General features: G+C 41.4%; 25 protein-coding genes. 6 read left to right on the top strand and 19 right to left on the bottom strand.

The window, feature by feature from the left end:
- Positions 1-88: 88 nt before the first annotated feature.
- The 3 genes from A3775_RS16615 to A3775_RS16620 all read right to left on the bottom strand — a co-directional run bounded on the left by A3775_RS16615 (position 89) and on the right by A3775_RS16620 (position 2464).
- On the bottom strand, positions 89-1009 hold the full coding sequence (locus A3775_RS16615) for a TIGR01777 family oxidoreductase (protein WP_066374983.1): 921 nt from the start codon (positions 1007-1009) through the stop codon (positions 89-91).
- 113 nt (positions 1010-1122) lie between these two features.
- Positions 1123-1248 carry a hypothetical protein gene (locus tag A3775_RS25285; protein WP_255362681.1) on the bottom strand — a complete coding sequence of 42 codons (126 nt, stop codon included), beginning with the start codon at positions 1246-1248 and terminating at the stop codon, positions 1123-1125.
- A gap of 79 nt (positions 1249-1327) precedes the next feature.
- Positions 1328-2464, bottom strand: coding sequence for a cob(I)yrinic acid a,c-diamide adenosyltransferase (locus tag A3775_RS16620; RefSeq protein WP_066374981.1), 1137 nt, complete (start codon positions 2462-2464; stop codon positions 1328-1330).
- A gap of 222 nt (positions 2465-2686) precedes the next feature.
- On the opposite strand from A3775_RS16620, the gene fraC reads away from it, so the two are divergent.
- The 3 genes from fraC (at position 2687) to A3775_RS16635 (ending at position 5146) form a co-directional block, all read left to right on the top strand.
- Positions 2687-3226 carry a filament integrity protein FraC gene (fraC, locus tag A3775_RS16625; RefSeq protein WP_066374978.1) on the top strand — a complete coding sequence of 180 codons (540 nt, stop codon included), beginning with the start codon at positions 2687-2689 and terminating at the stop codon, positions 3224-3226.
- Between the two features lie 31 nt (positions 3227-3257).
- Positions 3258-4289 carry a septal junction protein FraD gene (fraD, locus tag A3775_RS16630; RefSeq protein WP_066374976.1) on the top strand — a complete coding sequence of 344 codons (1032 nt, stop codon included), beginning with the start codon at positions 3258-3260 and terminating at the stop codon, positions 4287-4289.
- An 83-nt stretch (positions 4290-4372) separates the two neighbouring features.
- Complete coding sequence (locus tag A3775_RS16635; RefSeq protein ID WP_066374974.1) at positions 4373-5146, top strand: ABC transporter permease; 774 nt, start codon at positions 4373-4375, stop codon at positions 5144-5146.
- A gap of 110 nt (positions 5147-5256) precedes the next feature.
- Here the strand turns inward: A3775_RS16635 and A3775_RS16640 are convergent, their stop codons facing one another.
- The gene (locus tag A3775_RS16640; RefSeq protein WP_066425897.1) at positions 5257-5916 is read right to left on the bottom strand and encodes a pentapeptide repeat-containing protein; all 660 of its coding nucleotides are present in this window, start codon (positions 5914-5916) and stop codon (positions 5257-5259) included.
- A gap of 617 nt (positions 5917-6533) precedes the next feature.
- Positions 6534-7415 (bottom strand): carbohydrate ABC transporter permease, encoded by an 882-nt coding sequence (locus A3775_RS16645; RefSeq protein ID WP_066374968.1) that lies wholly within the window; start codon positions 7413-7415, stop codon positions 6534-6536.
- An 83-nt stretch (positions 7416-7498) separates the two neighbouring features.
- Between A3775_RS16645 and purN the strand changes: the two genes are divergently transcribed.
- Complete coding sequence (gene purN, locus A3775_RS16650) at positions 7499-8146, top strand: phosphoribosylglycinamide formyltransferase (RefSeq protein WP_066374965.1); 648 nt, start codon at positions 7499-7501, stop codon at positions 8144-8146.
- Positions 8147-8210: 64 nt separating this feature from the next.
- On the opposite strand, the gene A3775_RS16655 is transcribed toward purN, so the two are convergent.
- From A3775_RS16655 to A3775_RS16670, 4 genes are all read right to left on the bottom strand, one after another.
- Entirely contained in the window at positions 8211-8792 is a 582-nt protein-coding gene (locus A3775_RS16655; protein WP_066425899.1) for a CPBP family intramembrane glutamic endopeptidase, read from the bottom strand.
- A 72-nt stretch (positions 8793-8864) separates the two neighbouring features.
- Entirely contained in the window at positions 8865-9926 is a 1062-nt protein-coding gene (locus tag A3775_RS16660) for a DUF3326 domain-containing protein (RefSeq protein ID WP_066425900.1), read from the bottom strand.
- 96 nt (positions 9927-10022) lie between these two features.
- Entirely contained in the window at positions 10023-10202 is a 180-nt protein-coding gene (locus A3775_RS16665) for a hypothetical protein (protein WP_066374959.1), read from the bottom strand.
- Between the two features lie 461 nt (positions 10203-10663).
- Positions 10664-10981 (bottom strand): 2Fe-2S iron-sulfur cluster-binding protein, encoded by a 318-nt coding sequence (locus A3775_RS16670; RefSeq protein WP_066425902.1) that lies wholly within the window; start codon positions 10979-10981, stop codon positions 10664-10666.
- Between the two features lie 389 nt (positions 10982-11370).
- Here A3775_RS16670 and acnB point away from each other — a divergent pair, with 389 nt between their 5' ends.
- Both acnB and A3775_RS16680 read left to right on the top strand, forming a co-directional pair.
- The gene (acnB, locus tag A3775_RS16675; protein WP_066425903.1) at positions 11371-13938 is read left to right on the top strand and encodes a bifunctional aconitate hydratase 2/2-methylisocitrate dehydratase; all 2568 of its coding nucleotides are present in this window, start codon (positions 11371-11373) and stop codon (positions 13936-13938) included.
- Between the two features lie 290 nt (positions 13939-14228).
- On the top strand, positions 14229-14747 hold the full coding sequence (locus tag A3775_RS16680) for an REP-associated tyrosine transposase (RefSeq protein WP_066374952.1): 519 nt from the start codon (positions 14229-14231) through the stop codon (positions 14745-14747).
- Between the two features lie 178 nt (positions 14748-14925).
- Here the strand turns inward: A3775_RS16680 and A3775_RS16685 are convergent, their stop codons facing one another.
- The 10 genes from A3775_RS16685 to grpE all read right to left on the bottom strand — a co-directional run bounded on the left by A3775_RS16685 (position 14926) and on the right by grpE (position 24808).
- Positions 14926-15333, bottom strand: coding sequence for a hypothetical protein (locus tag A3775_RS16685; RefSeq protein WP_066374951.1), 408 nt, complete (start codon positions 15331-15333; stop codon positions 14926-14928).
- Positions 15334-15338: 5 nt separating this feature from the next.
- Positions 15339-15689, bottom strand: a complete 351-nt coding sequence (locus A3775_RS16690; RefSeq protein WP_066425905.1) for a hypothetical protein — start codon at positions 15687-15689, stop codon at positions 15339-15341.
- Positions 15690-15768: 79 nt separating this feature from the next.
- On the bottom strand, positions 15769-16128 hold the full coding sequence (locus tag A3775_RS16695) for a hypothetical protein (protein ID WP_066425906.1): 360 nt from the start codon (positions 16126-16128) through the stop codon (positions 15769-15771).
- 393 nt (positions 16129-16521) lie between these two features.
- Entirely contained in the window at positions 16522-17934 is a 1413-nt protein-coding gene (locus tag A3775_RS16700) for a protein kinase domain-containing protein (RefSeq protein WP_066425910.1), read from the bottom strand.
- 208 nt (positions 17935-18142) lie between these two features.
- A complete protein-coding gene (locus tag A3775_RS16705) occupies positions 18143-18670 on the bottom strand; it encodes a GIY-YIG nuclease family protein (RefSeq protein ID WP_066374944.1) in 528 nt (175 codons plus the stop codon).
- Positions 18671-18834: 164 nt separating this feature from the next.
- Positions 18835-19977 carry a small ribosomal subunit biogenesis GTPase RsgA gene (gene rsgA, locus A3775_RS16710; protein WP_066425912.1) on the bottom strand — a complete coding sequence of 381 codons (1143 nt, stop codon included), beginning with the start codon at positions 19975-19977 and terminating at the stop codon, positions 18835-18837.
- Positions 19974-20231, bottom strand: a complete 258-nt coding sequence (locus A3775_RS16715) for a sulfurtransferase TusA family protein (RefSeq protein WP_066374940.1) — start codon at positions 20229-20231, stop codon at positions 19974-19976. The genes rsgA and A3775_RS16715 overlap by 4 nt, the downstream gene beginning before the upstream one ends.
- Positions 20231-21358: a molecular chaperone DnaJ gene (gene dnaJ, locus A3775_RS16720; protein WP_066374938.1), complete on the bottom strand. Its 1128-nt coding sequence runs from the start codon at positions 21356-21358 to the stop codon at positions 20231-20233. The genes A3775_RS16715 and dnaJ overlap by 1 nt, the downstream gene beginning before the upstream one ends.
- 436 nt (positions 21359-21794) lie before the next feature.
- Positions 21795-23756, bottom strand: coding sequence for a molecular chaperone DnaK (gene dnaK / locus A3775_RS16725; RefSeq protein ID WP_066374936.1), 1962 nt, complete (start codon positions 23754-23756; stop codon positions 21795-21797).
- Positions 23757-24061: 305 nt separating this feature from the next.
- On the bottom strand, positions 24062-24808 hold the full coding sequence (gene grpE / locus A3775_RS16730; protein WP_066374933.1) for a nucleotide exchange factor GrpE: 747 nt from the start codon (positions 24806-24808) through the stop codon (positions 24062-24064).
- Positions 24809-25040 lie beyond the last annotated feature (232 nt).

Here is a 25040-nt window from a genome sequence, read left to right on the forward strand (position 1 = left end):
GATGCGCCCACACCACAAGAACTATATTTCTGCACTACTTTAGCCTTGCCACGCCAATACTTTCATGATGTTTTGGGTAAGTCCTGATTTACTTCAAAATTTCTTTGAGTGCTGGTTCTAAATTCGGGTATTGATACTGAAAACCAGACTCTAAGGTGCGTTTGGGTAAGACTTGCTGACCTTCTAATACTACACGCGCACCGTCTCCCAACATGGCTTCTAATGCAAAGCCAGGAACAGGTAGCCAAGAAGGACGATTCATGACTTTACCCATTGTTTGGCTTAAATCATTCATCCGTACAGGATTAGGGGCAGTAGCGTTATATACGCCTTCCATTTGGGGATTTGTTAAGGCTTGAATAATCAAGTTTACCACATCTTCTAGGTGAATCCAAGAAAACCACTGTCTACCGCTACCAATAGGGCCGCCAGCAAACAGTTTAAACGGGGTAATCATTTTACCCAAAGCACCACCTAAACCCAACACAATACCGAAGCGTAAAATTACTAAGCGGACACCAGCTTGTTTGACTTTTTCGGCTTCTGCTTCCCAAGCTTGGCAAACTTGAGCCAGAAAATCATTGCCTGGGGTGCTACTTTCATCAAAGGTAGCTGTTTCACTCGTACCATAATAGCCAATGGCAGAGGTATTAACTAACACTCTAGGCTTGGGGTTAGCTTTAGCTATGGCTTCGACTATTTTTTGTGTGCCTAATTTCCGACTGTTGAGAATTTCTTGTTCTTGTTGTGGTGTCCAGCGTTTTTCGGCTATTGGTTCTCCGGCTAAATGTACCACACCATCACACCCGGCAATTGTATCTTGCCAAGCACCGGATGTAGTGGGTGTATAGGCAACAATTTCTACATTGCTAAAAGCTTCTGCTGGAAACACTTTGCGAGCAGAAGCGGTGTTACGGGTTAATACTATTATTTGATGACCGTCTTTGTGGAGTCTTGCTACTAATTCACTACCTACAAATCCTGTTGCACCAGTAATTGCTATTTTCATCATGCACCTCAGCTTAACCCTTATTTTAAAGTTTTTTATCAAATTTTAAACTTATGTTGCACTATTGGGCATTGGGAAATGGGCATTGGGCATGAGGAATAGGACTATGCTGTTTACTTTTGGCGTTTAGTAGTAAAGATGGTGGTAAACATCATTAACATCCCACCAACCAGGATAATGGCTGCTAGTCCTCCTGTCACCCAGTCCAGTAGATTTTGATTTTCCATCAATGATTCCATAGTTCAGTAGTCCATAGTCAATAGTCCATAGTCAATAGTTTATAAGCTAATGACTAATGACTAATGACTAATGACTAATTTAAAAATCTACTCCGCGTTTGAGTTCTACACCGTGGTTAGCATAGTGTTTGTGACAGTAAACTTCTGAGTGAACGCTAGCTAAGTCAAAGTAGGCGGGGTGATTTTGGCATCGTCCGGTAATAATCACCTCGGTGTCGCGGGGTTTGCGAAGTAAAGCTTCAACTATGGGTTCAACGGGTAATAGTTCTAAGTCAACGGTGGGATTTAGTTCATCGAGGATGATGGTTTTGTAAAGTCCAGATGCGATCGCAGTTTTGGCAATTTCCCAACCACGTTCCGCTTCTACATAGTCTAATTCTTGCCGAGAATTGCGCCAGACTATGGCATCTCGACCGCAGCGTTGATGATCGACGACTTCAGGATATGATTGTCGCAAGGCGGCGATCGCTGCATCTTCTGTGTAACCGCTACCACCTTTGAGCCACTGCATAATCAATACACGGGTAGAACCAGGATGGTTGATACCTCTACCAATGGCTTGTAAGGCTTTACCTAAAGCACTGGTGGATTTTCCTTTACCTGCACCTGTATAAATTTCAATCCCGTTAATCAAGAGTTCTTGGGCTTTGGCGTGGTGTTGCGGTTTCATTTCGGAATGCAAATCCGCAATATCTAGTAATTGTTGCGGTGCAGCGCGTCCGGTGGCGATGATTTCTAACTCTTGGGGTTTAGATTTAAGTGTCCGTACTACTTCATCAACTGAGAGTAAACCTAAATCTAGAACGGGGTTAAGTTCATCCAAGACGACGACGGAATATAAACCAGAGGCGATCGCACCTTTGGCAACATCCCAACCTCGTGCAGCTTCGGCGCGATCGTAGGCTGTAATTTCTTCTGGGCCGAAAAATTCGGCTCTCCCTGTCCGTACTTGATCGATTAAATGAGGAAAACCGCGTTGTAAAGCAGCGATCGCCCCATCTTCATCATAATCCCGTTCTGGCCCTTTTAAAAAGCGCAGTAGTAAAACTCGGTTGTAATTACTCTGTGTATTGATTCCTAAGCCAATTGAGCGCAAAACCACGCCTAAAGCCGCTTGGGATTTTCCTTTACCCAAGCCATCATATACGTGTATTTGGCCAGTAAGCCGTTCTGAACGCACTTGCGCTGTGCGAATACCGATGCCGTTCCTTGTCATCTGTTGAAAAGCTATAACGTGGCAGTCTCTCATCTTACCGGAGGTGCTGCACAATCAGCCAGCATATCCAGTTGTACTCTTTGTGCGTGTGTGGGTATTTTAAGGATAAATTAGGGTATACTGACACACCAAGATAGCAAGCAGCACAGTCAGATAAATACCCCTAGTTTTCTCAATAGTACAGCTATCCTCTTTATAGTTTATCTTGGCTTTTGTATTTTTATGTTTGACGATTTGATTCTGCCTAGAATTTGGCCTATTGGTTTAATTTTGTTTAACTTTCTCTTTTTCTTGATTGCTATTCCCATTGAGGCTTATGTTTATCATAAAAGATTAAATTTTGATAAAAAAACCAGTGTATTTTATGCCATCGCTGTCAATCTCTTTTCTGGTGTTTTTGGTTGGCTATTATTCTTTTTTGTAGAACCTAGATTACCAATTCAGCTTCAAACCGAACTCATAAACTTTGTTTTTTTTAATAGCTTAAAATCAACTAACACACAAGGTGTATTAATTTTTACTACAATTACGATTTTCTTCTTTACCTTCTTAGTGAAGTTTTTTCTGTTAAGGTTTTTTGTGTTTCTCCTCAATGAAGATTTTACTAAAAAGCGAGAAGAACAACCAACATCTCCCCGTGCTAGATTGCGCTTCTTAACTAAAGCTCAATTCCAAAATACCAATTTAGTTACTACTACTATCATAGCTAATTCATTGAGTTACACTGCTATTACTATAGTTCTAGTGTTACGTAATAGGTAAAAATGTTTATCTTTTGCTCAAGGGTATCTCCATGAACTCATTTATCAAAGATATTTTCGGGATATTTAAAATATTTGAAGATGTTTACGCGCGCATCAAAAAGATATTAATTCCACCTAAAGCTTACTCCTGGCAAACCTTAATGTATTTAAGTGTTTTTTCCTGGGCATTATCTTATTTTGCCATAGGTTATGTCAGGGATATAATAGCATTGTGTGGCTGGTTATTTTTAATTGCGGGTACAGCTTGGTATACTACTGATGATCCTGTGAAAGTACCTGGAACTTATATGCCTCTAGGCGCAGTAATTACAGGGTTTTTAGTCAGTGTATTTGCCTTGGGAAATCAAGAAACTGGAATTACACCAATAGCAATTGTTTTTTGGCCGACAATAGCAGCATTAATTACAGCTATTCCTGAATTTATTGAAGGTAATGATATTGATTCTAAAGCGCGAGTTCCTAAACCAGAATCACGGCAAAAAATTATTATTTTAGTTGGTAGCTGTATGATTATTAGCTGCTGGCTTCAGTTTTATTTTGTTATGGATAAATGGTTACAGCAATATCCGAGTGTACTGGCTGATGATTTTCGGCGTAGTACCTTTGTAATTATCAGTGAAAAATCAGAAGAAATCCCAAAAAATGGCGTTTTGATTCTGAATAGACTGCAACCATTAGTAGAAGAACAAATAGCTGATAAACGTTGGTCAGAAGTTGAAAGATGGTTGCTAGAGGCAAATGTCAGATTAGCACAATTAGGTAAGCAAGTTTTAGAGCAAAATTTAGCCCAATATCAAGAAAAAGAAGTATGGCGTATTGAACCACGCGTAGTTAACACTAAGGCTGGGTATAGATTAGATTTATTAAGTATCTGGCTAGGGCCAAGTTCTAATGCCAATGGGTATTATTTGAAAAAATCATGCCAAATCGAACCAGTGGCTATAAGTACAGGCAATCGACGTACAAGTAATAGATTACCGGAAGATAAACCTACTGTAGCAGAAATCGATTGCGATCGCTTAAGTCAATTGATTCCAGGTGCGCCACCACCGCAGCAGTAGGTAATAGGGAATGGGGGAGATGAGGCAGAAAACTAATGACTAATAACTAATGACTAATGACTAATAACTAATAACTAATAACTATGACGAGAACTTTTGTAATTGCCAAAAATGTCTTTCAGGAAGTGATACGCGATCGCATCCTCTATATTATCGGTTTTTATGCTCTACTCTTAGCTGTGGCTATCCGCGCTTTCCCTGAGTATGCAGCTAGTACCGAAGACAAAATGTTTTTAGATTTCGGTTTGGCGGCAATGAGTGCTATTAGTCTAATTGTGACTATATTTATCGGTACTGGACTTGTTAACAAAGAAATCGAAAAACGCACGATTCTATTATTAATTGCTAAACCTGTCAGCCGTGGGGAATTTATCGCAGGTAAGTTTTTGGGTTTATCGTCGGTTTTGGTTGTCTTACTTGCTAGTATGACAGCTATTTATATTCTGTTTTTGCAGTTTGGTAATATCGCTTATTCCATCACCAGCATTTTAATTGCATCGGTGTTTTTATGCTTGCAATTAGCTTTGATGGCTGCTGTGGCTATCACTTTTGGTGTATTTACTAGCTCTTTGTTAGCTGTATCTTTAACCTTTGCTGTATATTTAATGGGGAATATTACTGAGAATTTAGTACAACTGAGTCGGATGAGTCGCAATCCTGTAATGGAACGAATTACTAATATTTTGTATCTGATATTGCCAGATTTATCGCGACTAGATTTAAAAAATGATGCGGTTTATGGTTTGCAAGCAATACCGAATGCTACTACATTGATTGCCAATGCTGGTTATGGCTTAGTTTATATGATTATGTTGTTAGCGATCGCAATTTTTATTTTCTCACGTCGGGAATTTTAAAGGCTGAAAATCATACCAAGCTTATGTAATTTTATTCAAGCACATCAGGGCGGGCTTTCCTGCCCACCCTACAAGATTTATTTTCTACGTTAGGAATATATCCTAGTGCATCATTGAACAATGGCTATTTGAGGGTTGTGAATTTTGCCATCTGGCATAATTGTATTCCGCAACTTAGCAAAAATAATTTTGGTGTCTCGCAGGGTTGCATCACTCAAGTTAGCCTGGGTTAAATTTGTCCATGTCAAGTCAGCAGCAGTTAAGTTTACCTGAGTTAAATCAGCTTCGAGTAGGTTAGCCCCGCATAACTTGGTGGCTGTGAGATTGGCTTGAGTTAAATTAGCTTCAATTAATGATGCTTCTATTAACTTAGCCTGACTTAAGTTGCTTTCCCTCAAATCAGTCTCACATAAAGAAGCACCCCAGAAATTTGTACCACAACATTGCGATCGCCACAAAAAAGCTCCGCATAAATTTGCAAATGTTAAATCAGCATCATTTAAATTAACTTCTGATAACGAAGCTTCATCTAACTTAGCTTCACGCAAATTAGCTTGCTTTAAATTCGCACCGTTGAGGTTAGCACCTGTCAAGATACAACCGCATAAATTAGCGTAGCTTAAATCAGCACCAATCAAATTAATCCCAGTTAAATCTACCCCGGCTAAATCAATACCGCTTAAATCACAGCCACTAAAATCTCGACGCTGACAAAATTTGTCTTTGATTTGACTCAATACTGATTCTTGTTTGTCAGCAAAATTCTTCATTGTGTTTACCTCAAAGTGTCAATGTTTACAAAAATCAGTTATTAAACTTGCTGTTTACCGAGATGACACCCACAAAAAAAAGTCAGTCTTACACTCAAAAAAATCCCAAGTGATTAAAAAATTTGGCAGTACGAAAAATTATCCTTGACAAGCTATTTTAGCGACATACAACGCTGATTTAAGTCAGGAAAAATTGATAATGTCAAAGAATTATATACTGAGAAATCATTTAATTAATGCAGTATACAATTTTTAGCAGCTTGCAAGCGGTTAATTTGGCAAACCTTTGAAATATCAAAGCTGCGTGTAATTATTACTTGTATTGAAAAAAATAATTTTTACTTAAAATCTTTCTTGAGAGGGATTTATTTTTTGTGGAAATAAGTTATTAGTCCTACAAAAATTCTAGTAGCTGATAAAACATTAAAAAAACGTGAATTCGATGAACCTCTCCCCAACCCCTCTCCGACGCGGAGAGGGGCTAAAATCTGCTGAGGTTTCAACGAAAAATAAAGCTTTGAAAGCCTCTCTCCTTGTAGGGGAGAGGTTTGGAGAGGGGTTTTTCAATTCGTCGAACTCACATTAAAGAAGACAGGAAAATATCTAGAGACGGTTGTTTATTCTTCTTCCCAGGTTTGTAATTGCCAATAAACAAGTACAAGAGTAATGCCTAACAGCACTGTAGCGGCTGCGGCTGCATAACCAAAATCGAATTGAGCAAAAGCTTCTTGATAAATATAATACACGAGTAAATTCGTAGTATTCAGGGGGCCGCCACCTGTGACTACATAAACTGTTTCAAAACTGCGTAAGGTAAAAATAGAGGTGGTAATTGTGGCAAAAATTAAAGTCGGTCGCAAACCGGGTAAAGTAATATGCCAAAATTGTTGCCAACCGTTAGCACCGTCGAGTTCTGCGGCTTCGTAGCGACTGGGGGGAATAGTCTGTAAACCAGCCAAAAACACCACCATATTAAAACCCAGTTGCTTCCAAATAGTCATAATAATTATTACAGGCATTGCCCAAAATGTATCTCCCAACCAAGAAATTGGCGCAATACCAAATAAATTTAACAATTCATTGACGGGGCCTGATGTTTGAAATAACCAACGAAATCCTAAACCGGCGGCTACTAGAGAAATAATAGAAGGTAAAAAATAGGCACTGCGGAGAAAACCGCGCAAGGCTAGAGAACGATTTAATAAAGCTGCCAAACCGATGGGAATAACTAAACTCGGAATTAAACTGGCAAGGGTAAAATAAACTGTGTTGCCGATAACTTGCCAAAAATCAGGGTTGAGGATTAAACGCCAATAGTTTTTCAAACCTACCCAATAAGTACCTCTAGAGGTGAAACTCCCAGCAGTAAAGCTGAGGTAACACAAATAGGCAATCGGCCAAATCACAAATAAACCTAACAAAATTAGGGCAGGTGTGAGAAAAGTCCAGGCGGCAAATGTATCATTGTCTAACCATGAGTTGGTGTATTTTTTTGGCATGAGCATTTTCCTCTTGGCGATTTAGCTACTGTATTGACAGCTTTGTAATTTTGAGTTTTGATTTTTGAATTGTTGAATTGCTTATGAACCTCCGCCTTGATTCTACTTTGAGCCTTGTTTCTCCCAGCGTTAATACTCATCACCTAGCTCAAGACGCTCCTTTAAAATTGGGGATAATGGCTTCTGGTAGTGGCAGTAATTTTGAAGCAGTTGCTCAAGCGATCGCTGATAAACAACTTAATGCCCAAATTCAAGTTTTAATTTACAATAATCCCCAGGCTAAAGTCGCAACTAGAGCCGCCGACAAGGGCGTAAAGGCGGTTTTGTTGAATCACCGCGAATATAAAAGCCGTGAATCTTTTGATCAGGAAATTGTCAATACTTTACAGCAATATGATGTAGATTGGATAGTTTTAGCGGGTTGGATGCGTGTTGTGACATCTGTTTTGATTGATGCTTTTCCCAATAAAATTATTAATATTCACCCCAGCCTATTACCTAGTTTCAAAGGCATTCACGCTGTTGAACAAGCTTTGCAAGCTGGGGTAAAAATTACTGGTTGCACAGTGCATTTAGTTTGTTTAGAAGTTGATAGCGGCCCGATATTAGTGCAAGCAGCCGTGCCAATACTACCAGACGACACAGCCGAAACCCTCCACGCCAGAATTCAAGTCCAAGAACATCAGATATTACCACAGGCGATCGCGATCGCAGCAGGTGTAGCAGTGTAGGGGAGCAGAGGGAGCAGGGAAACTAACAACTAATGACTAATGACCAATGACCAATGACTAATAACTATGAATTCTGAAGTTTCCACAAACAGCTAGAAACCCAATTTGTCATCATATGAGCAACAATTGGCACTAACAAGTTACCACTCAACAATGCGCTGTATCCCAGTATTATACCAATAATGGTAGCCCAAATTACATAAGGCCATTGTTGAGAACCGCTCAGATGCAAAATGCCAAAGCACACACTAGAGCCAATTACAGCGAAATGATCCAGCCCTAAAGCGGATAACATCACACCGCGAAATAATAATTCTTCACTTAATCCCGGTAGCAAACCTAACCAAATTAAATCCGGCCATACTAAAGGTTTCAGCACTAATTCTAAGTAATAGTCTGCACTTTGGCGGTATGGCGGGTATAAGCGATAAGCCAGCCCACTCAAAACTGTAATCATTACACCCACACCCAACCCTAAAGCAAAGTCTCTTGGATACCAATGCCATTCAAATAATAAAAAGTTGCCCAAGCGTAACCACACTTTGGCAACTATCCATAACAGGGTTGCAGTTGCTCCCATCGCCACTAGCACTTGGGTGCGGGTTAAGTATGGAATTTCTGGATCTTGTTTTTTTTGTTCAACCACGGGAGTTTGGGGAATGGGGGAGATGAGGGAACGGAGGAGAGAAACTAATGACTAATAACTAATAACTAATGACTAATGACTTTCTTCTAAAGGAGATATTTTAGGAATTAGGGAAGCTGGGTTTATACCTGCTTTGTGGGCAACTAAAACACCTACGGCTTCTAAATATGAGTTTACTTGTATAGATTTTATGCCTAAGCTTTGGGGTGTGACTTTGACTTGGGTGTGATTTTCCTCAACGGTGATGATTTGACATGGCTTTTGGCTGAGGCTGAGTAATGCACTACTGCCGCAAGCTGTGGCTGGCATAATTATCGCATCTACTTGTTCCGCCCAAATATCAGCAGCGTAAGATGCAGTTAATTCCTTTTCTAATATAAATTGTGGGGCGCGACTCAATCCTACAAGTACGCTTGGTAAAAAAGTATAACCTATTTCTTCCGCAGCCGAACGGGGGGCTAAATTTGGCTCTGGAGGTTCAGCAGCTAGGGCGGGTGCATGGGCGCAGGGAATTTGCCAGTTTTTAACTACTAAATGGCTAATTACGGCTTCTGCTCCGGCAATGGGGTCTACACCTTCACCAAGGCGGTAGTTCTGCACTGCTTCCTCATCCATATTATCAGGGAAACGGGCGACGACTGCGATCGCCTCTGCTCCTGCTTGTTTAATTAATGTTTCCGCCCCCCGCAATAAACTATCTGGGTTGCCTATTGTTCCCCAACTTGCCCCCGATGGTGCGGTGCGTAATTCTACGTTTAAGGGGGCATCGGTAATTACATAATCTGTTAAAGTTAAGCCCAAAGTCGCCCGTGCTGCGTCGGCTGTTTGTAGGTGTCTGAGCCTTAACTCTGGTTCAATTCCCTGGTCTAAAAGTAAACCGATTTTGTTGTTGCGGACAGGACGCAACCCCCAGCATCCGGCGGCGAATTTGTCAAGCCCGTAGCCTTCCACATAGAAAGCGTTGGGAATATTCCAGTACAAACTTGCACCATTGAGGACATTGGGATGAGTGATCAGGCGATCGCAAACCTGTGCTATTAATCTAGCAACGGGTATACCATCTCCTGCATAACCACCAATCGCCGCACCAACGCCAGTTGGTATAATCAGGATAGCTGTGTAGGGACGATTCATTTTGAGACTTGAGTGCTGAGTTAATCTAGGTTAAAAATTATTACGGATTAATTTATTTAATTCAAGTTCTAGTTACTCAGCACTCTTGTAAACGAATTATTGCGCTTGTGTAGTCACCACAGCTTCCACAGTCGCCTTTTCCTTTTCAGAGTCTACAGCAGTAACAGCCCAGCGTAGGGGTTCTCCCTGCTTTTTCAACTCTGCTTCAATCACTTGTTGTAACTCGGTGGGTGTTTCTTGAAGGTCAATTTCTGCGGTAATAAAATGAGTAGTCATGGCTATCAATCAAGTTGATTTGTAGATTCTAGATTAACCGATTTCAGCCGCAGTGAAACACTCTTCTGATTGAGAGGCAGCAGGTTTGATTTTTCCATAAAATGTATTTGTAGTAGCGTGGCAAGGCTAAAGTAGTGCAAAAATATAGTTTTTGTGGTGCGGGCTTCTAGCCTGCACCGGACGGGCAAGATGCCCATCCCACAAAAGAGTTTTAATGCACAAATTTAGCTGTGTCAGTCCAGTAGGGTGAGTTAGCCACAGCGTAACGCACCAGAATCTCAACAAGGGTGCTGTACTTTCCGCGAAAAAGAACTCTCCGTATCTATGAAAAATCAAATAGTAATCATATATCTTATTGATTTGTAACAGTAATTGGTAATGATGACAATCAGTAATTTGCATTTTAGGCAATTAATCCTGACAGTAAAAAATTACCAATTACCGACATCAAACCATTGGTATTACTTACCGAATTGCAACTGATAAACAGTGTCTTCTTTTTCTGTTTCAATTTTCAAATCAGAACGGGGATAGGCGACACAGAGCAAAGTATAACCTTGTTTTTGTAAATCAGGACTAACGCCCATACCATCAGTTTGATCTACAGTTCCGCCGTTAATAATTTTCGCTGCACAAGTGGTGCAAACACCTGCATGACAAGAACTGGGCAACTCTAAACCAGCAGCATCAGCTACGGATAAAATGGTTTCGTTTTCAGGAACTTGTAATATGTGAGTTTTGCCTTGGTGAAGAATTTCAACAGTGTAAGTTTGAGACATATACCAAACCAGAGTGAAGCAGACAAATGTAATATTTTATCGTAAATTTTGCCGAAAAATCAAATTCAGCAAGGCAACTAAAGGAATAGTTTTCAAATAGCTATAAACGCAAAAGTAGCTATACAGTAATAATTATATAGCGTTTTCTAGTCTCACGAGGTACAAATTTATCTGCGTTTATCTGCGTGCATCTGCGTTTAATTCTGACTGACTGTACCGCACGGGAATGGAAATTGCTATAAGTCCTTGCTAGACACAAAAAATCAAGTCAGGAATCTCACTTTCTATCTAGTTCACCTGGGAAAGAGTGATGAGGTGGTATTCTCATCCTACATAGGAAGTGATGATAAATTTTGACGAACCTTTGCTTGAATAACTTGGAGAACACAATGCTGGAATTATATCGTCAACAAGAGGCCCAAAGAGCAGCCCTAGGTATTCCTCCCTTACCGTTAGATGCAAAGCAAACCTCAGAGTTATGCGAATTGCTGAAAAATCCACCCCAAGGGGAAGAAGATACATTATTGCATTTATTGCGCGATCGCATACCCCCTGGTGTAGATGCAGCAGCTTATGTGAAAGCTGGGTTTCTCACAGGTATTGCTAAAGGCGAAATTACCAGCCCCTTGATTTCCGCCGTAAAAGCGGTAGAATTACTCGGCACAATGGTAGGCGGTTACAATGTGCAGTCTTTAATTGAGTTGCTAGCATTCCCCGTTGCTGAACAAGCTGCCACCGCTTTAAGCAAGACTTTGTTAGTGTATGATGCTTTCCATGATGTGTTAGAGTTAGCGAAAACTAACCCCTACGCTAAACGGGTAGTTGACTCATGGGCTGCGGCTGAGTGGTTTACAATGCGCCCCACAGTACCAGAAGCTATTACCGTCACCGTGTTTAAAGTCCCTGGGGAAACCAACACCGATGACTTATCCCCAGCCACCCACGCCACTACTCGCCCAGATATTCCCTTACACGCCCTAGCAATGCTAGAGACACGCCAACCGGGAAGTTTAGAAACCATTGCCGAGTTGAAGAAAAAAGGACATCCTGTAGCTTATGTTGGGGATGTGGTGGGGACTGGTTCTTCGCGGAAATCAGCGATTAATTCGGTATTGTGGCATACAGGGCAAGATATCCCCTCTGTTCCCAACAAACGCGCCGGGGGGTATATTTTAGGTGGTGCGATCGCTCCCATCTTTTTTAACACAGCCGAAGATGCCGGTGCTTTGCCTATTCAGTGCGATGTCACCAAACTCGAAACCGGCATGGTAATAACCATCCATCCCTACAAAGGCGAAATTACCAACCAAGCCGGCGAAGTCATCTCCACCTTCACCCTCAAACCCGACACCATTCTTGATGAAGTCCGCGCCGGGGGACGTATTCCCCTACTAATTGGGCGTACCCTCACCGACAAAACCCGCCAAGCCCTTGGTTTAGAACCCAGCACCGTCTTTATCCGTCCCCAGCAACCCAGCGACACAGGTAAAGGCTATACCCTCGCCCAAAAAATGGTCGGTAAAGCTTGCGGTTTACCCGGTGTACGTCCCGGTACATCCTGCGAACCCATCATGACTACCGTTGGTTCTCAGGATACCACAGGCCCCATGACCCGCGACGAACTCAAAGAACTCGCTTGTCTCGGCTTCAGTGCTGACTTAGTAATGCAGAGTTTCTGTCACACCGCCGCCTATCCCAAACCCGTAGACATCAAAACCCACCAAGAACTCCCCGATTTCTTCGCCTCCCGTGGTGGTGTAGCATTGCGTCCCGGCGATGGTATCATTCACTCATGGCTCAACCGGATGTTATTACCCGACACCGTAGGCACAGGCGGCGACTCGCACACCCGCTTCCCCTTGGGAATATCCTTCCCGGCTGGTTCTGGTTTAGTAGCATTTGCTGGCGCGTTGGGTGTGATGCCTTTGGATATGCCAGAATCAGTTTTGGTAAGATTCAAAGGAGAATTGCAACCGGGAATTACCTTAAGAGATATTGTTAACGCCATTCCTTACGTTGCCATTCAACAAGGTTTGCTCACCGTCGAGAAAGAGAACAAGAAAAACATCTTCTCCGGTAGAATTATGGAAATTGAAGGCTTACCAGATTTAAAAGTAGAGCAAGCCTTTGAACTTACCGACGCTACCGCCGAACGTTCTTGTGCAGGTTCTACAATTAAATTGAGTGTAGAAACAATTTCTGAATATCTGCGTTCTAACATTGCGCTGTTAAAGAACATGGTAGCCAGAGGCTATCAAGACGCGCGGACTATCATGCGTCGTGTCGCCCAAATGGAAGCATGGTTAGCCAACCCTGTGTTATTAGAAGCCGACACAGATGCAGAATATGCAGCAATAATTGAAATTGATTTGAACGAAATCAAAGAACCAATTGTAGCTGCACCAAACGACCCCGATAATGTTAAGTTATTATCGGAAGTTGCCAATGACCCAGTACAAGAAGTATTTGTTGGTTCTTGTATGACAAATATTGGTCATTATCGGGCAACAGCGAAAGTTTTAGAAGGTGCAGGTGGGGTGAAAACTCGCCTGTGGATAGCACCACCAACCCGCATGGATGAACACCAATTAAAAGAAGAAGGTGTGTATGGAGTGTTTGGTGCGGCTGGTGCGAGAACAGAAATGCCTGGATGCAGTTTATGTATGGGAAATCAGGCGCGAGTTGCTGATGGTACAACAGTGTTTTCTACCTCAACCCGCAACTTCAACAACCGCATGGGTAAAGGTGCAAGAGTGTATTTAGGTTCTGCGGAATTAGCCGCAGTTTGTGCGTTGTTAGGACGCATTCCCACAGTGCAGGAATATCTGGATATTGTGGCGAATAAGATTCATCCTTTTGCTGATAATTTGTATCGGTATTTGAACTTTGATCAAATTGTCGGTTTTGAGGATGAGGGTAGGGTAATTAGTAAGGAGGAACAGGCTTTGTTGGTATAGTTTAGGTTAGGGTGAGTCCATCAAGACTCACCTGAAATAAACAGCAAAATCTTGTGTGTGGAACAGGCATCCTGCCTGTTATCTATTAAATTGAATTAACACTATTCATTTCACAGGTTTGATGTTCACATTTTCACAGGCTAGAAGCCTGTGCCACTTAATTAGATGCCAACCTGTTAAAAGATTTTAAATATATTTTCACAGGCTAGAAGCCTGTGCCACTTAATTAGATGCCAACCTGTTAAAAGATTTTAAATATCAATCATGAACAACATCATATTAATAAAATTATGAAAATAGAACAATCGAAACTTTTATCAGTGGAAAATAATCCAGAAATAGACATCAAAAAAAGATGTTTACCCCACTGGGAATTAGCGGGATCTGTTTATTTTGTGACTTTTAAAACTTGGGATAAGTTAGAATTAACTAATGAAGGAAGGCAAACTGTTTTAAACTGTTGTTTGTTTTTTGATGCTAGTCAAAATAAAAATCAAATTAGATATCGTACTTTTGCTTTAGTAATTATGCCTGATCATGTTCATTGGTTAATGCAGCCTTTACCTAAATCAGACAATGAACATTGGTCTTTAAGCAGTATTATACATAGTATTAAAAGTTATAGTTCTAAGCAAATTCCCACAGTTATGAAGCATATTGGCATTGTGTGGCAAGATGAAAGATATGATCGAATTATGAGAAATCATCAAGAGTTTTTGAATACTTGGAACTATATTAGGGAAAATCCTGTCAAGGCTAGTTTAGTAGAAACTCCTGAAGATTATCCTTTTTTATGGGAGGAATTTTAGTTAAAATAATTTTACTGTGAATTGTGGAACAGGCATCTTGCCTGTTATCCACTAAAAAGAATTAAAACTAATCATTTTATAGGCTTGATTTTTTACTTTTTAAAGTTTTGTTTTTGAGAGTTTCACAGATTTTATTTTAAGACTTTCACAGGCTAGAAGCCTGTGCCACTATTTATATTTATGAAGCATCGAAAACTAACATTTTATTATCAAAATATTTCTTAATTGTAATATAATCTTCTGCTATCTCAGAAAAATCTTTTTTTTTGTCTATTTGTTTAGACCTTTGAAAATATTCTTCTTGTATAACCTCCCATATTTCTTCATTAACAAAGTAAAACCGTGATTTCGGGTGTAATATAATTTTTGAGTTTTTCCCCAGAAATTTTTCTATCTCACCATAAGCATTTAGACTGGGAAATTTAGTTTCTATATTTTCAATAAATTTACTTTCCAACGTTTCATCAACTTTTTCTTCTTTTTCTAAAATCTTCTTTAACTCCTGCAAAACTTCGTCATGCTTTATAGTTTTAGTAAATTCTTCAGAAAAATACTTGAGTCTTGCAAAATGAACACCTTGAGACATAAATTTTAACTCCTAGCTTGTTGAATGTATTGAACTAATTCAGGTAAGCTGTTTACTTTTTGCAAAGATTTTACAAGGAGATCAACTGATTCACAATCATAATATTGTATATCTATATTAGGAAATTCTGCCTTCAGTTGTTCTAAAAGATTGCGATTATTGCTATCTAGACGATTAACAGGGAAGATATAACGAAAACCGCTTGGTTGTTTTCTTTTCAATAGTTTTTTTACATCATTTATCCATTTTTTAAGACTATTTTCATTAATAGGAGCATCTAGATTATTAGGAGAAGATTTACACTCATAGATATAGTTCCCTTCTTCAAAATATTTTGGTTTTTCTGTAAAAAACATTGATTTTACCTATTAATTTGTTGCGATATATTTGTTTTACACTTGTTGAAACAGCAGACAGCTAATTCATTAAATTCAGTTAGGCTGACTTTCTCAAATCACGGAAATGAGCTTTAACAGTAAATTGATTACCTAATTTACTAACTTTACTATGCTCTGAAATAGCGACTATCTTACCAGTTAATAATCCTTGAATTAAATCATCTGCTTTTGGTGACAAGGCTACAAAATCTGTAATTGGTTCAGTATCACCTAAATTATCAACATAATCAATACCAGGCTTCATATTGAATTGTTCCATTAAATCTTTCAAAATAGATTTAAAAGATTTATCAATTTGCTGTCCTTTCTCAAAGGGGTTTAGACTGTTCCAATCTGGTAAAGATTCTAAAGCTTTGCTTAAAGCATTTTTAATATATTTAAATCCAAAGTTTGACATTCAATACTTCCTGATAGCTTTTTTGGCGTTAGATATAACTTCTTAAATATATGTAAATGTAATTTAATTGTGAATTTTTTTGAAGAATTCAGTAATTGTACGCAGAATTTTTTCCCTAATATTCCACACAGACCTAACCCCCCAGCCCCCTTCCCTACCAGGGAAGGGGGAGAAATCTTACTCCCCTCTCCGCGTCGGAGAGGGGCTGGGGGAGAGGTCAGCCATAATATTTAGATAAGTGCAAATTTTGAGATTTTTCGCTTCTGCACCTCAGATACAGACCTAACCCCCCGGCCCCCTTCCCTACCAGGGAAGGGGGAGAAATCATACTTCCCTCTCCGCGTCGGAGAGGGGCTGGGGGAGAGGTCAATCTCGACAATGTTATAACAAACCTTATTTTTTAAAATTTCTCAAATTGTAAGTGTCTTGATATCTGCCAATATAAACTGCATTTCGCATTTCTACATTTGAAAGCAATTTTGCAGGAAATTCCTTTGCTGAATATTTAGCATCATACCAAGGTTGCTGATTAAAATAATCCTGTATACCAGCATTCTCAAAACTGCGACCGTGACGAGCGAAAATTGTATTTCGCATAATATCTAATTCAAAACCTGTTTTACCTTGTAAATCTGCATCGGTAACAGGTCTTTCAGATAACCAAAAATAATTGTCAGTAGTTGTAACTAAATTTGGCGATTTGCTAATATCTGGTGATGCTGTCACCTCTGCTGGTGTTGTCACGTCATCAGGCGCGATATTTGAGTCTTTGATCGAAGATTTACTGTTTTGTCCGACTGTGGTTTGAGGAGAATTCGTTAATACCTGGCCTATAATTACAGAGCTACCAATTAACCCACCTGCAATCAAACCTCCTAAGAGAATAGCCTTCTGATTATTACCTGAAGTTTTTGGTGGAGTAGTAACAGGGACTTTGGTAAGTGTTGGTGGAACTCCTACTTGTGTCGGTGGTATGGAGTAGATTGTACTCTGCAAAGCCTCAAGCATGGCTCTAGCGGTGGGGTAGCGATCGCGCGGATGATAAGCGATCGCTCTTTCAATTACACTAGCCATAGCAGGACTAATCTCATTCACATTATTACGCCAAATAATCTCTCCCGTCTGTGAGTCTGTTGCTAATTGTTGCGGTTGCATCCCAGTCAGCAGATATATGGCTGTCAAACCCAAACTATATAAATCACTCGAATAAACTGGTCTACCTGCGGCCTGTTCACTTGGCATATACCCAGGTGTGCCAATTACAATTGAACTGGTAGCATTACCCTGGGAATTCATCACTGTTCCCATTGATTCCCGCACAGCACCAAAATCAATCAGTACAGGTTTGCTATCACTGTAACGCAAAATAATATTGTCTGGTTTGATATCTCTGTGAATAATGTGCTTTGAGTGAACATACTCTAAAATCGGTAACAAGTTCACCAAAAGTTCTTCGACAGCATTCACACTCATCAAACCTTGCTGTTGCACTTTTTTGGTGAGTGTGTCCCCTTCTATAAACTCTTGCACTAAATAGAATTGCTCATCAGCAGAAAAATAAGCGTACAATTGAGGAATTTGGTCAGTAGCACTACCTAGTTCTTCCAAAATCGCTGCTTCGCGTTGAAATCTGTCTTTTACTATATCGTAAATTTGCGGATTATTTTGAATAGGTTTGAGTTGTTTAACCACACATCGCCGTTTTGATGGCATATAGCTGTCTTCTGCTAGATAGGTTTCGCCAAAACCCCCAGCCCCCAACGTGCGAATAACTTGATAGCGGTCATTTAATAGATTTATCGTCATGACAACCCTGTGGCTATCTACAAGGTTTATTGCATCTTCTGATACAACCTTGCTCAATATATATTATTTCACCTTAGTATAATTTATATTGTTTGTTATCCCAAAACTATTAACTTTTAATTCAGAAGTTCCAGAGGTAAGGAAACATAGATGTATATCCTTACCGTGTCTTGTCATGCAAATAGATAAGTAATTATTTATGGTGTAATTATTTCAAATCAAGTAATCCTTGTTCTTTTAACTTAGGATTAAAGCGCATTTGTGTTTTTAACCCACGATTTTCTAAAACTTGGAAAATTTCTGCTTCTACTCGTCGGGCGACATTTTTTAAAATTGCAATTTTTGCTAACTCATCATTAGCCGGATTTTCATAATTTTCCTGTTCTTCAGGTGTTATGAGATTTTTAACATTAATCGGTTGTGTCCATTGTTCTTTATTTTCCCCATTGCCCACAGGAATACTGCCATTTTCACTAATCCAAGCTTTCTCGATATTTTCTAAAACTGTCCGACTGGGACGTTCAATAGTTTCAACTTTCACCCAATAGCATTGTTGTGGCTGACGAACTAAATGCTGTCTCAGACTTAGATAAACATCACGAGAATAACCGACAAATTGCAGGATTTTTTCTTGATTAAAAATGGCATATACTCCAATTTTTCCCTGTAAGTATTCCGGTAATTGACCGTTTTCATCAATATAGGGAATATATTCTAAGCTGCTGAGGTTAGTCATATTTTAGAGAAATAATTGAACGCAGAGAGAAGTCTGAGCGGCGGCTTCCGCCGATCAGAACTTCGGTGTAAACGCAGATAAACGCGGATGATTTGATGATTTATCCGGTTGCAATCTGCTATAAAATTGTACTTTGTTGAAGAAACATTAAATTATATTCAACTTTATGATTGAAAGCGATCGCTCTCTTCTTCTTCTTGGTACAAATCTTGTAAAGCTTGCACTTGAGTGCGTCGAGAAGTACGGCGATATTTTTTACTTTCTAATTTAGGTTCGTATTGGCTTTGACCTTTACCTTTGGTTTTGCGCTTTAAAGTAGATTCGGGATCAGCTTGTTGTTGAAGCTGAGTTTGTCTGGCGATCGCTTCCTCCAAAAACACTAAATAATGTTCATATCGTTCCCAGTCACCCCGCACCGCACAATCCGGTTCATCTCGATGTAGACAATCATTAAACCGACATCTAGCATCGGTGAGGCGTTTTCGTACTTCTGGGAAATAATGAACTAATTCCTCTGGACTACAATCTAAATCAGGTTGATTAAAACCCGGAGTATCCGCCAGCAACCCACCACTGGGTAATTCAAATAATTCTACATGGCGCGTAGTATGACGACCACGCGCTAATTTACCGGAAACTTCACCCACCCGCAGGTTAACGTCGGGAATTAGCGCATTAATCAAGCTGGATTTGCCCACACCGGAAGGGCCAGCCACCACGGTAATTTTATTTTCTAGGTGTTGGGCTACTTGGTCAATATTGATTTGATTCTGGACGCTAATAAATAGCGGTTGATAACCCCAAACTAACAGGCGATCGCGAATTTCTTGCTGTTCCTCTGGGGTAACTAAATCACTTTTATTCAAACATAAAAGCACATCTAAACCCGTAGACTCAGCCTTAATTAAAAATCGGCTGAGTTGGTAGGGTTCTAACGGAGGGTCAGCCACCGCAAAAACTAACAGGATTTGGTTCGCATTGGCGATTGGCGGGCGGTCTAATTCAGTTTGACGGGGTAAAACCTCCGCGATCGCTCCCCGTCCTCCAGACCAATCTGGCTCTTCTACAAGCACGCGATCGCCAACCATCACCTGCTGCCCGATTTTCTTCAACCGCGTTCTGCGAGTACACAGGAGCAGAGGCAGAGGGGCAGAGGGGCCGAGGGGCAGAGGTGAATCTAAATCCACTTTTTCCCCTCCTCCCCCGCTCCCCTGCTCACTTGCTTCTACATCTAGCTGTACCCTGTAAAAATTCGCTTGCACGGCTAACACCGTACCTAATAACTGTTCAGTAGCATCAAATCTCATGAGACAGTCACAGGACGGCGAATTAACAAAGAGAAATAACCAGAGCAGTCTGTAATTTCTTCAACCTGATAACCTGCCATCGTCAAGCTATCAGGAACCTGCTCAATTGGCTCGCCAGGGTCTAACCAGACTTCGAGTAATGCTCCTGGGGGCATTTTCTCCAAATAAAGTTTTGTCCGCACAAAATTAATCGGGCAAGGAGTGCCACGCAAGTCAAGTTGAGCATCAGGTGTTGATAGAGGAGAGAGCGTCATTACTTAAACAGATTTCCCAAAAATCCTTCCAGACCGCCTTTACCAGTACGGTCTCCTTTAATTTTAGCTAGCTTCTCCAACAATTCTCTCTCCTCTGGTGTCACCTTCGTCGGAATATCAATTAATACGGTTAATAGATGATCACCCCGACTCACAGGGTTGCCTAAGCGCGGAACACCTCGATTTTCCAACTTCATCACCGTATTCGGCTGAGTTCCGGGGGGAATAATTAATTCCACAGGCCCGTCTACCGTCTCTACCTCCAAACGACAGCCTAAAATCGCTTGTAAGTAGCTAACTTGAATTTCCGAGAGAATGTTAATGCCATCGCGCTGGAATTCGGCATCTTCATTCACAAACAAATAGACGTACAAATCTCCAGGGGGGCCACCACGTTGACCAGCATCACCTTCTTGGGATATGCGTAAGCGTGTACCATTATCCACACCTGCGGGAATGGTAATTTTCAGTTTCTTGGTAACTTGATTTGTCCCTTTACCATCACAAACATCACACTTGTCTTCAATTACCATGCCAGTACCATTGCAGGTAGGACAAGTTGATACCTGAGTGAAACTACCAAAAGGTGTTCTAGTCACACGACGGACTTGACCAGAACCACTACAGGTTGAACAAGTGCGTGGACGAGTGCCTGGTTTTGCTCCCGAACCACTACAAGCTTCACAGGTTTCTAGATGGGAAATCCGAATTTCTTTTTCTCCACCAAATACTGCTTCGCGAAAGTCTAACTTTAGGTCTAGCCGTAAATCATCACCTCGCACCGGCCCGCCGCGCCGTCTTTGCGTTGGGCCGCCCATACCACCAGCAAACCCACTAAAAATGCTTTCAAAGATATCAGCAAAACCACTCATATCGCTCATATCTTGGAAGCCGACACCAGCACCACCAGAGACACCAGCTTCACCAAAACGGTTATAACGCTCTCTGGTTTCCGGCTCAGACAGGATTTCATAAGCGCGGTTAATTTCCTTAAAGCGTTCTTCCGCTCCCGGTTCTTTGTTCACATCTGGGTGATACTTCCGGGCTAACCGGCGGTATGCTTGTTTGATTTCTTCTTTGTCAGCGTCACGAGAAACGCCCAAAATTTCATAATAGTCGCGGGCCATATAGCAAAGGTAAAAGTAGGGGGAAGAAAGCAGTTCGGCTTAAGCCGTTACAAAAGGTAAAAGTTAATTTATTGTAATATTCGATTTTACCTTGTTCTCTTTTACTAAAGATCACCAGCAAGTTTCAAGCAATAGCTGCTTTACTCGTGGAAAACGAAAAAAGCTACCGAAGTTGGGAACAGAGGCAGCATAGCTGTAAACCTCTCACTTCCTGCTCGACAGTCTCTTTTATCATTGTGCTACGTAGCAGACCAAAGCCCTGCTGATCAACCAGAGGGGCTAGCCGCACTATTAGGTGTGGAAAACCACCCATGTTGGGGATTGGGGATTGGGGATTGGGGATTGGGGACTGGGGATTGGGAAATAATTTCTGCCTCCGCTTCCTCCGCTTCCTCCGCACCCTTGCACCCCTGCCCTATGCCCTATGCCCGAATTCCTAATCTATCGCTTCATAATCAGCTTGTGCTGTACTTTCTTCATCAAAATCAAAATTAAATTGTGGAATCAAGGTGCCATTCATCGGCTGTTCTAGTTCTACTGAGAGAGAACTATCTGAAACCATGTCAATTTCCTCTGCATTTTGGTCAGTGGCTCGTTCGTAAACATTCGCACCAATAGCAAACAGAGATTGTTGGAAATCATCTAAACATTGTTGGAATTCTTTGAGAGAAATGGCGGGATTTGTCATTACACTCTGGAGGATAGCCGCTTTTTCGTCGGCTAAGGCTTTCATTTGCTCGTCTATGAATTCGCCATTATCCTTCAAGGTGGATTCGTAACTTGATAGTAGATTATCTGCTTGGTTTTTCAGTTCAACTAATTCTCTACGTCTTCTATCTTCTTCCGCAAACACTTCGGCTTCTTGCCGCATCCGTTCTACTTCATTGTTACTCAAACCACCTGTATTAGTAATCCTAATACTCTGCTCTCTACCAGTGCCTTTATCTTGGGCAGCAACTTTGAGAATTCCATTAACATCAATATCAAACGATACTTCAATTTGCGGCACACCACGGGGGGCTGGAGGAATTCCTGCTAACAGAAATTTGCCCAGACTTTTGTTATCTCGTGCCATTGCCCGTTCACCTTGGAGAACGTGAATTTCTACTGAGGTTTGCCCATCCACGGCGGTAGAAAATACTTGAGATTTACTGGTAGGAATTGTGGTGTTACGTTCAATAATTTTGGTGAATACTTCTCCCAAGGTTTCAATTCCCAAGGATAGAGGCGTAACATCTAACAGCAACAGATTCTCGACTTCGCCACCCAGTACACCCGCTTGAATCGCCGCACCTAACGCCACAGCTTCATCCGGGTTCACGGAACGGTCGGGGGCTTTGCCGTTAAAAAACTTAATCAAGGCATTTTGTACCGCAGGAATGCGGGTCGAACCACCGACTAAAATAATGCGGTTGATGTCTTGTGGTTTCAGGTCTGCATCTTTGAGGGCTTGAATCATCGGCTCGATAGTAGCTGCAATTAAATGCCCTGCCAACTCTTCAAATTTAGAGCGGCTGAGTTCCATCTCTAAATGTTTTGGCCCGGTTTCATCAGCCGTAATAAAAGGCAAGTTAATCGAGGTACTTGCCATGCTGGAAAGTTCAATTTTGGCTTTTTCTGCCGCTTCTCGCAGGCGTTGCAGTGCCATTTTATCTTGTGCCAGGTTGATTTTCTCTTGCTGTTGGAAGCGTTCAATCATCCAATTGACAACACAGCTATCAAAATCATCGCCACCCAGTTGGTTATTACCGCCAGTGGCTTTGACTTCAAAAACTCCGTCTCCTAACTGCAAGATAGATACATCGAATGTTCCGCCGCCCAAGTCAAAAACCAAAATTAGCTGTTCTTGGTCTTGTTTATCTAATCCAAAGGCTAAAGCAGCCGCAGTCGGTTCATTAATAATTCGTAAAACTTCTAGCCCAGCGATTGTGCCAGCGTCTTTAGTAGCTTGTCGTTGGGCATCAGTAAAATATGCTGGTACGGTAATTACTGCTTGCGTCACCGCTTCACCCAAAAAGTTTTCCGCATCCTGCTTAAGCTTTTGCAGGATCATGGCGGATACTTCTTGGGGTGTGAAGTTGCGTCCGCGAATTTGCACATCAACGGTATCGTCTCGACCTTTCACACAGCTATAAGGTACACGCTCGCGCTCTGTGGCTGTATCATCCCAGCGACGACCGATGAATCGTTTAATACTATAAATCGTGTTTTCCGCATTCGTGACACCTTGGCGTTTTGCTAATTGACCAACTAAGCGATCGCCACTTTTACCAAATCCTACAATACTCGGTGTGGTTCGTCCGCCTTCGGAGCTAGCAATTACTATTGGTTTGCCACCTTCCAAAACTGCAACACAACTGTTTGTAGTGCCTAAGTCGATCCCAATAACTTTTCCCATAATTAAGTATTTTTACTGAGGGCTTTTGCCGTGATGTTGCACGGACTATTTTTATTTAACTACGGACTCAGGCAAGACACAGGGCGCAAGGGGACAGGGGGCAGGGGGCATCAATCAATTCAAAATTCTCTCATTTAAAATTCAAAATTAAAGAATTGTTGGGAAAAACCTCCCCTGCCTCTCTGCTTCCTCGGCTTCCCCAGTCAAGAGTCAACAGTCAAGAGTCGCCGATAGCCAATCCTTCATAATGCTCGCCTTTACTATGACCTAGGCACTATTGGTCAGCGAGGCGAGCTTTAGACAGGTTAACTATCGGCTGGACTCGACTGACTTTCTGGTGCTGGTGGTGCATCTTCTTTCGGAGCAGCCACTTTGACCATAGAATGGCGTAGCACCCGCTCGCCCAAGTAATATCCGCGTATTAACTCTTCTAACACTGTTCCTTCAGGATGTTCATCCGTAGGTTCCCGCATTACTGCCTCATGAAGGTTGGGATCGAACTGCTGGCCTTCCGGACGCATGGGCGATACACCTAATCGCTTCAGGGAATCTACGAGTTGTTTGTAAACTCCTTGATAACTTTTGTGAATTGTCATCTCACCTTCGGTTTGTGGCTTGAGGTGCGCTCTTGCCCGTTCAAAATTATCGACTACAGGCAGCAATTCCATAATGGTATTCCGCTTTGCCTGTATGTCTAGTTCTTCTTTTTCTTTTTGTGTGCGTTTGCGGTAATTCTCAAAATCAGCCGCAATTCGCATATATTGCGTACTGCGTTCTTCTAGTTGCGCTTTGAGCAACTCAATTTGTTGAGTCAATTCTGCCAAAGCAGCTGTTTCGACTGGAGTAGTCTCTGGTGCAGCGATGTTATTTTCTTCTGTGAGTACAGTGTCTCCCGCTACATCAGTTGGGGCTGCCACTTGCTCAGTAACCTCGCTGCCAGATTCATGAGAATTGATTGGGGCTTGGGAGTCGCTCATCATTGCTTGATTTACCTCTGTTGATTCACCCAATGGCTGGCTTGTATAGTGTACCTGTTTATTTTCGTCCATTATAAGAATGTTGGCACAGGGAACAGGGAACAGGGGACAGGTAACAGCTTTGAAAGTCTCTTAGCATAAGACTTTGTTCCTCAAATTTGTACCTTATTTACCCCAAATCTGCTGTATTAGTTATTAGTCATTAGTTTTTCTCCCCTGCTCCCCTGCCTCCCCTGCCTCCCCTACTCCCCTGCTCCCCTGCCTCCCCTGCCTCCCCTGCCTCCCCTGCCTCCCCTGCTCCCCTGCC

Source organism: Anabaena sp. 4-3 (assembly GCF_001597745.1).
In the GTDB taxonomy this organism is placed as follows: domain Bacteria; phylum Cyanobacteriota; class Cyanobacteriia; order Cyanobacteriales; family Nostocaceae; genus Trichormus.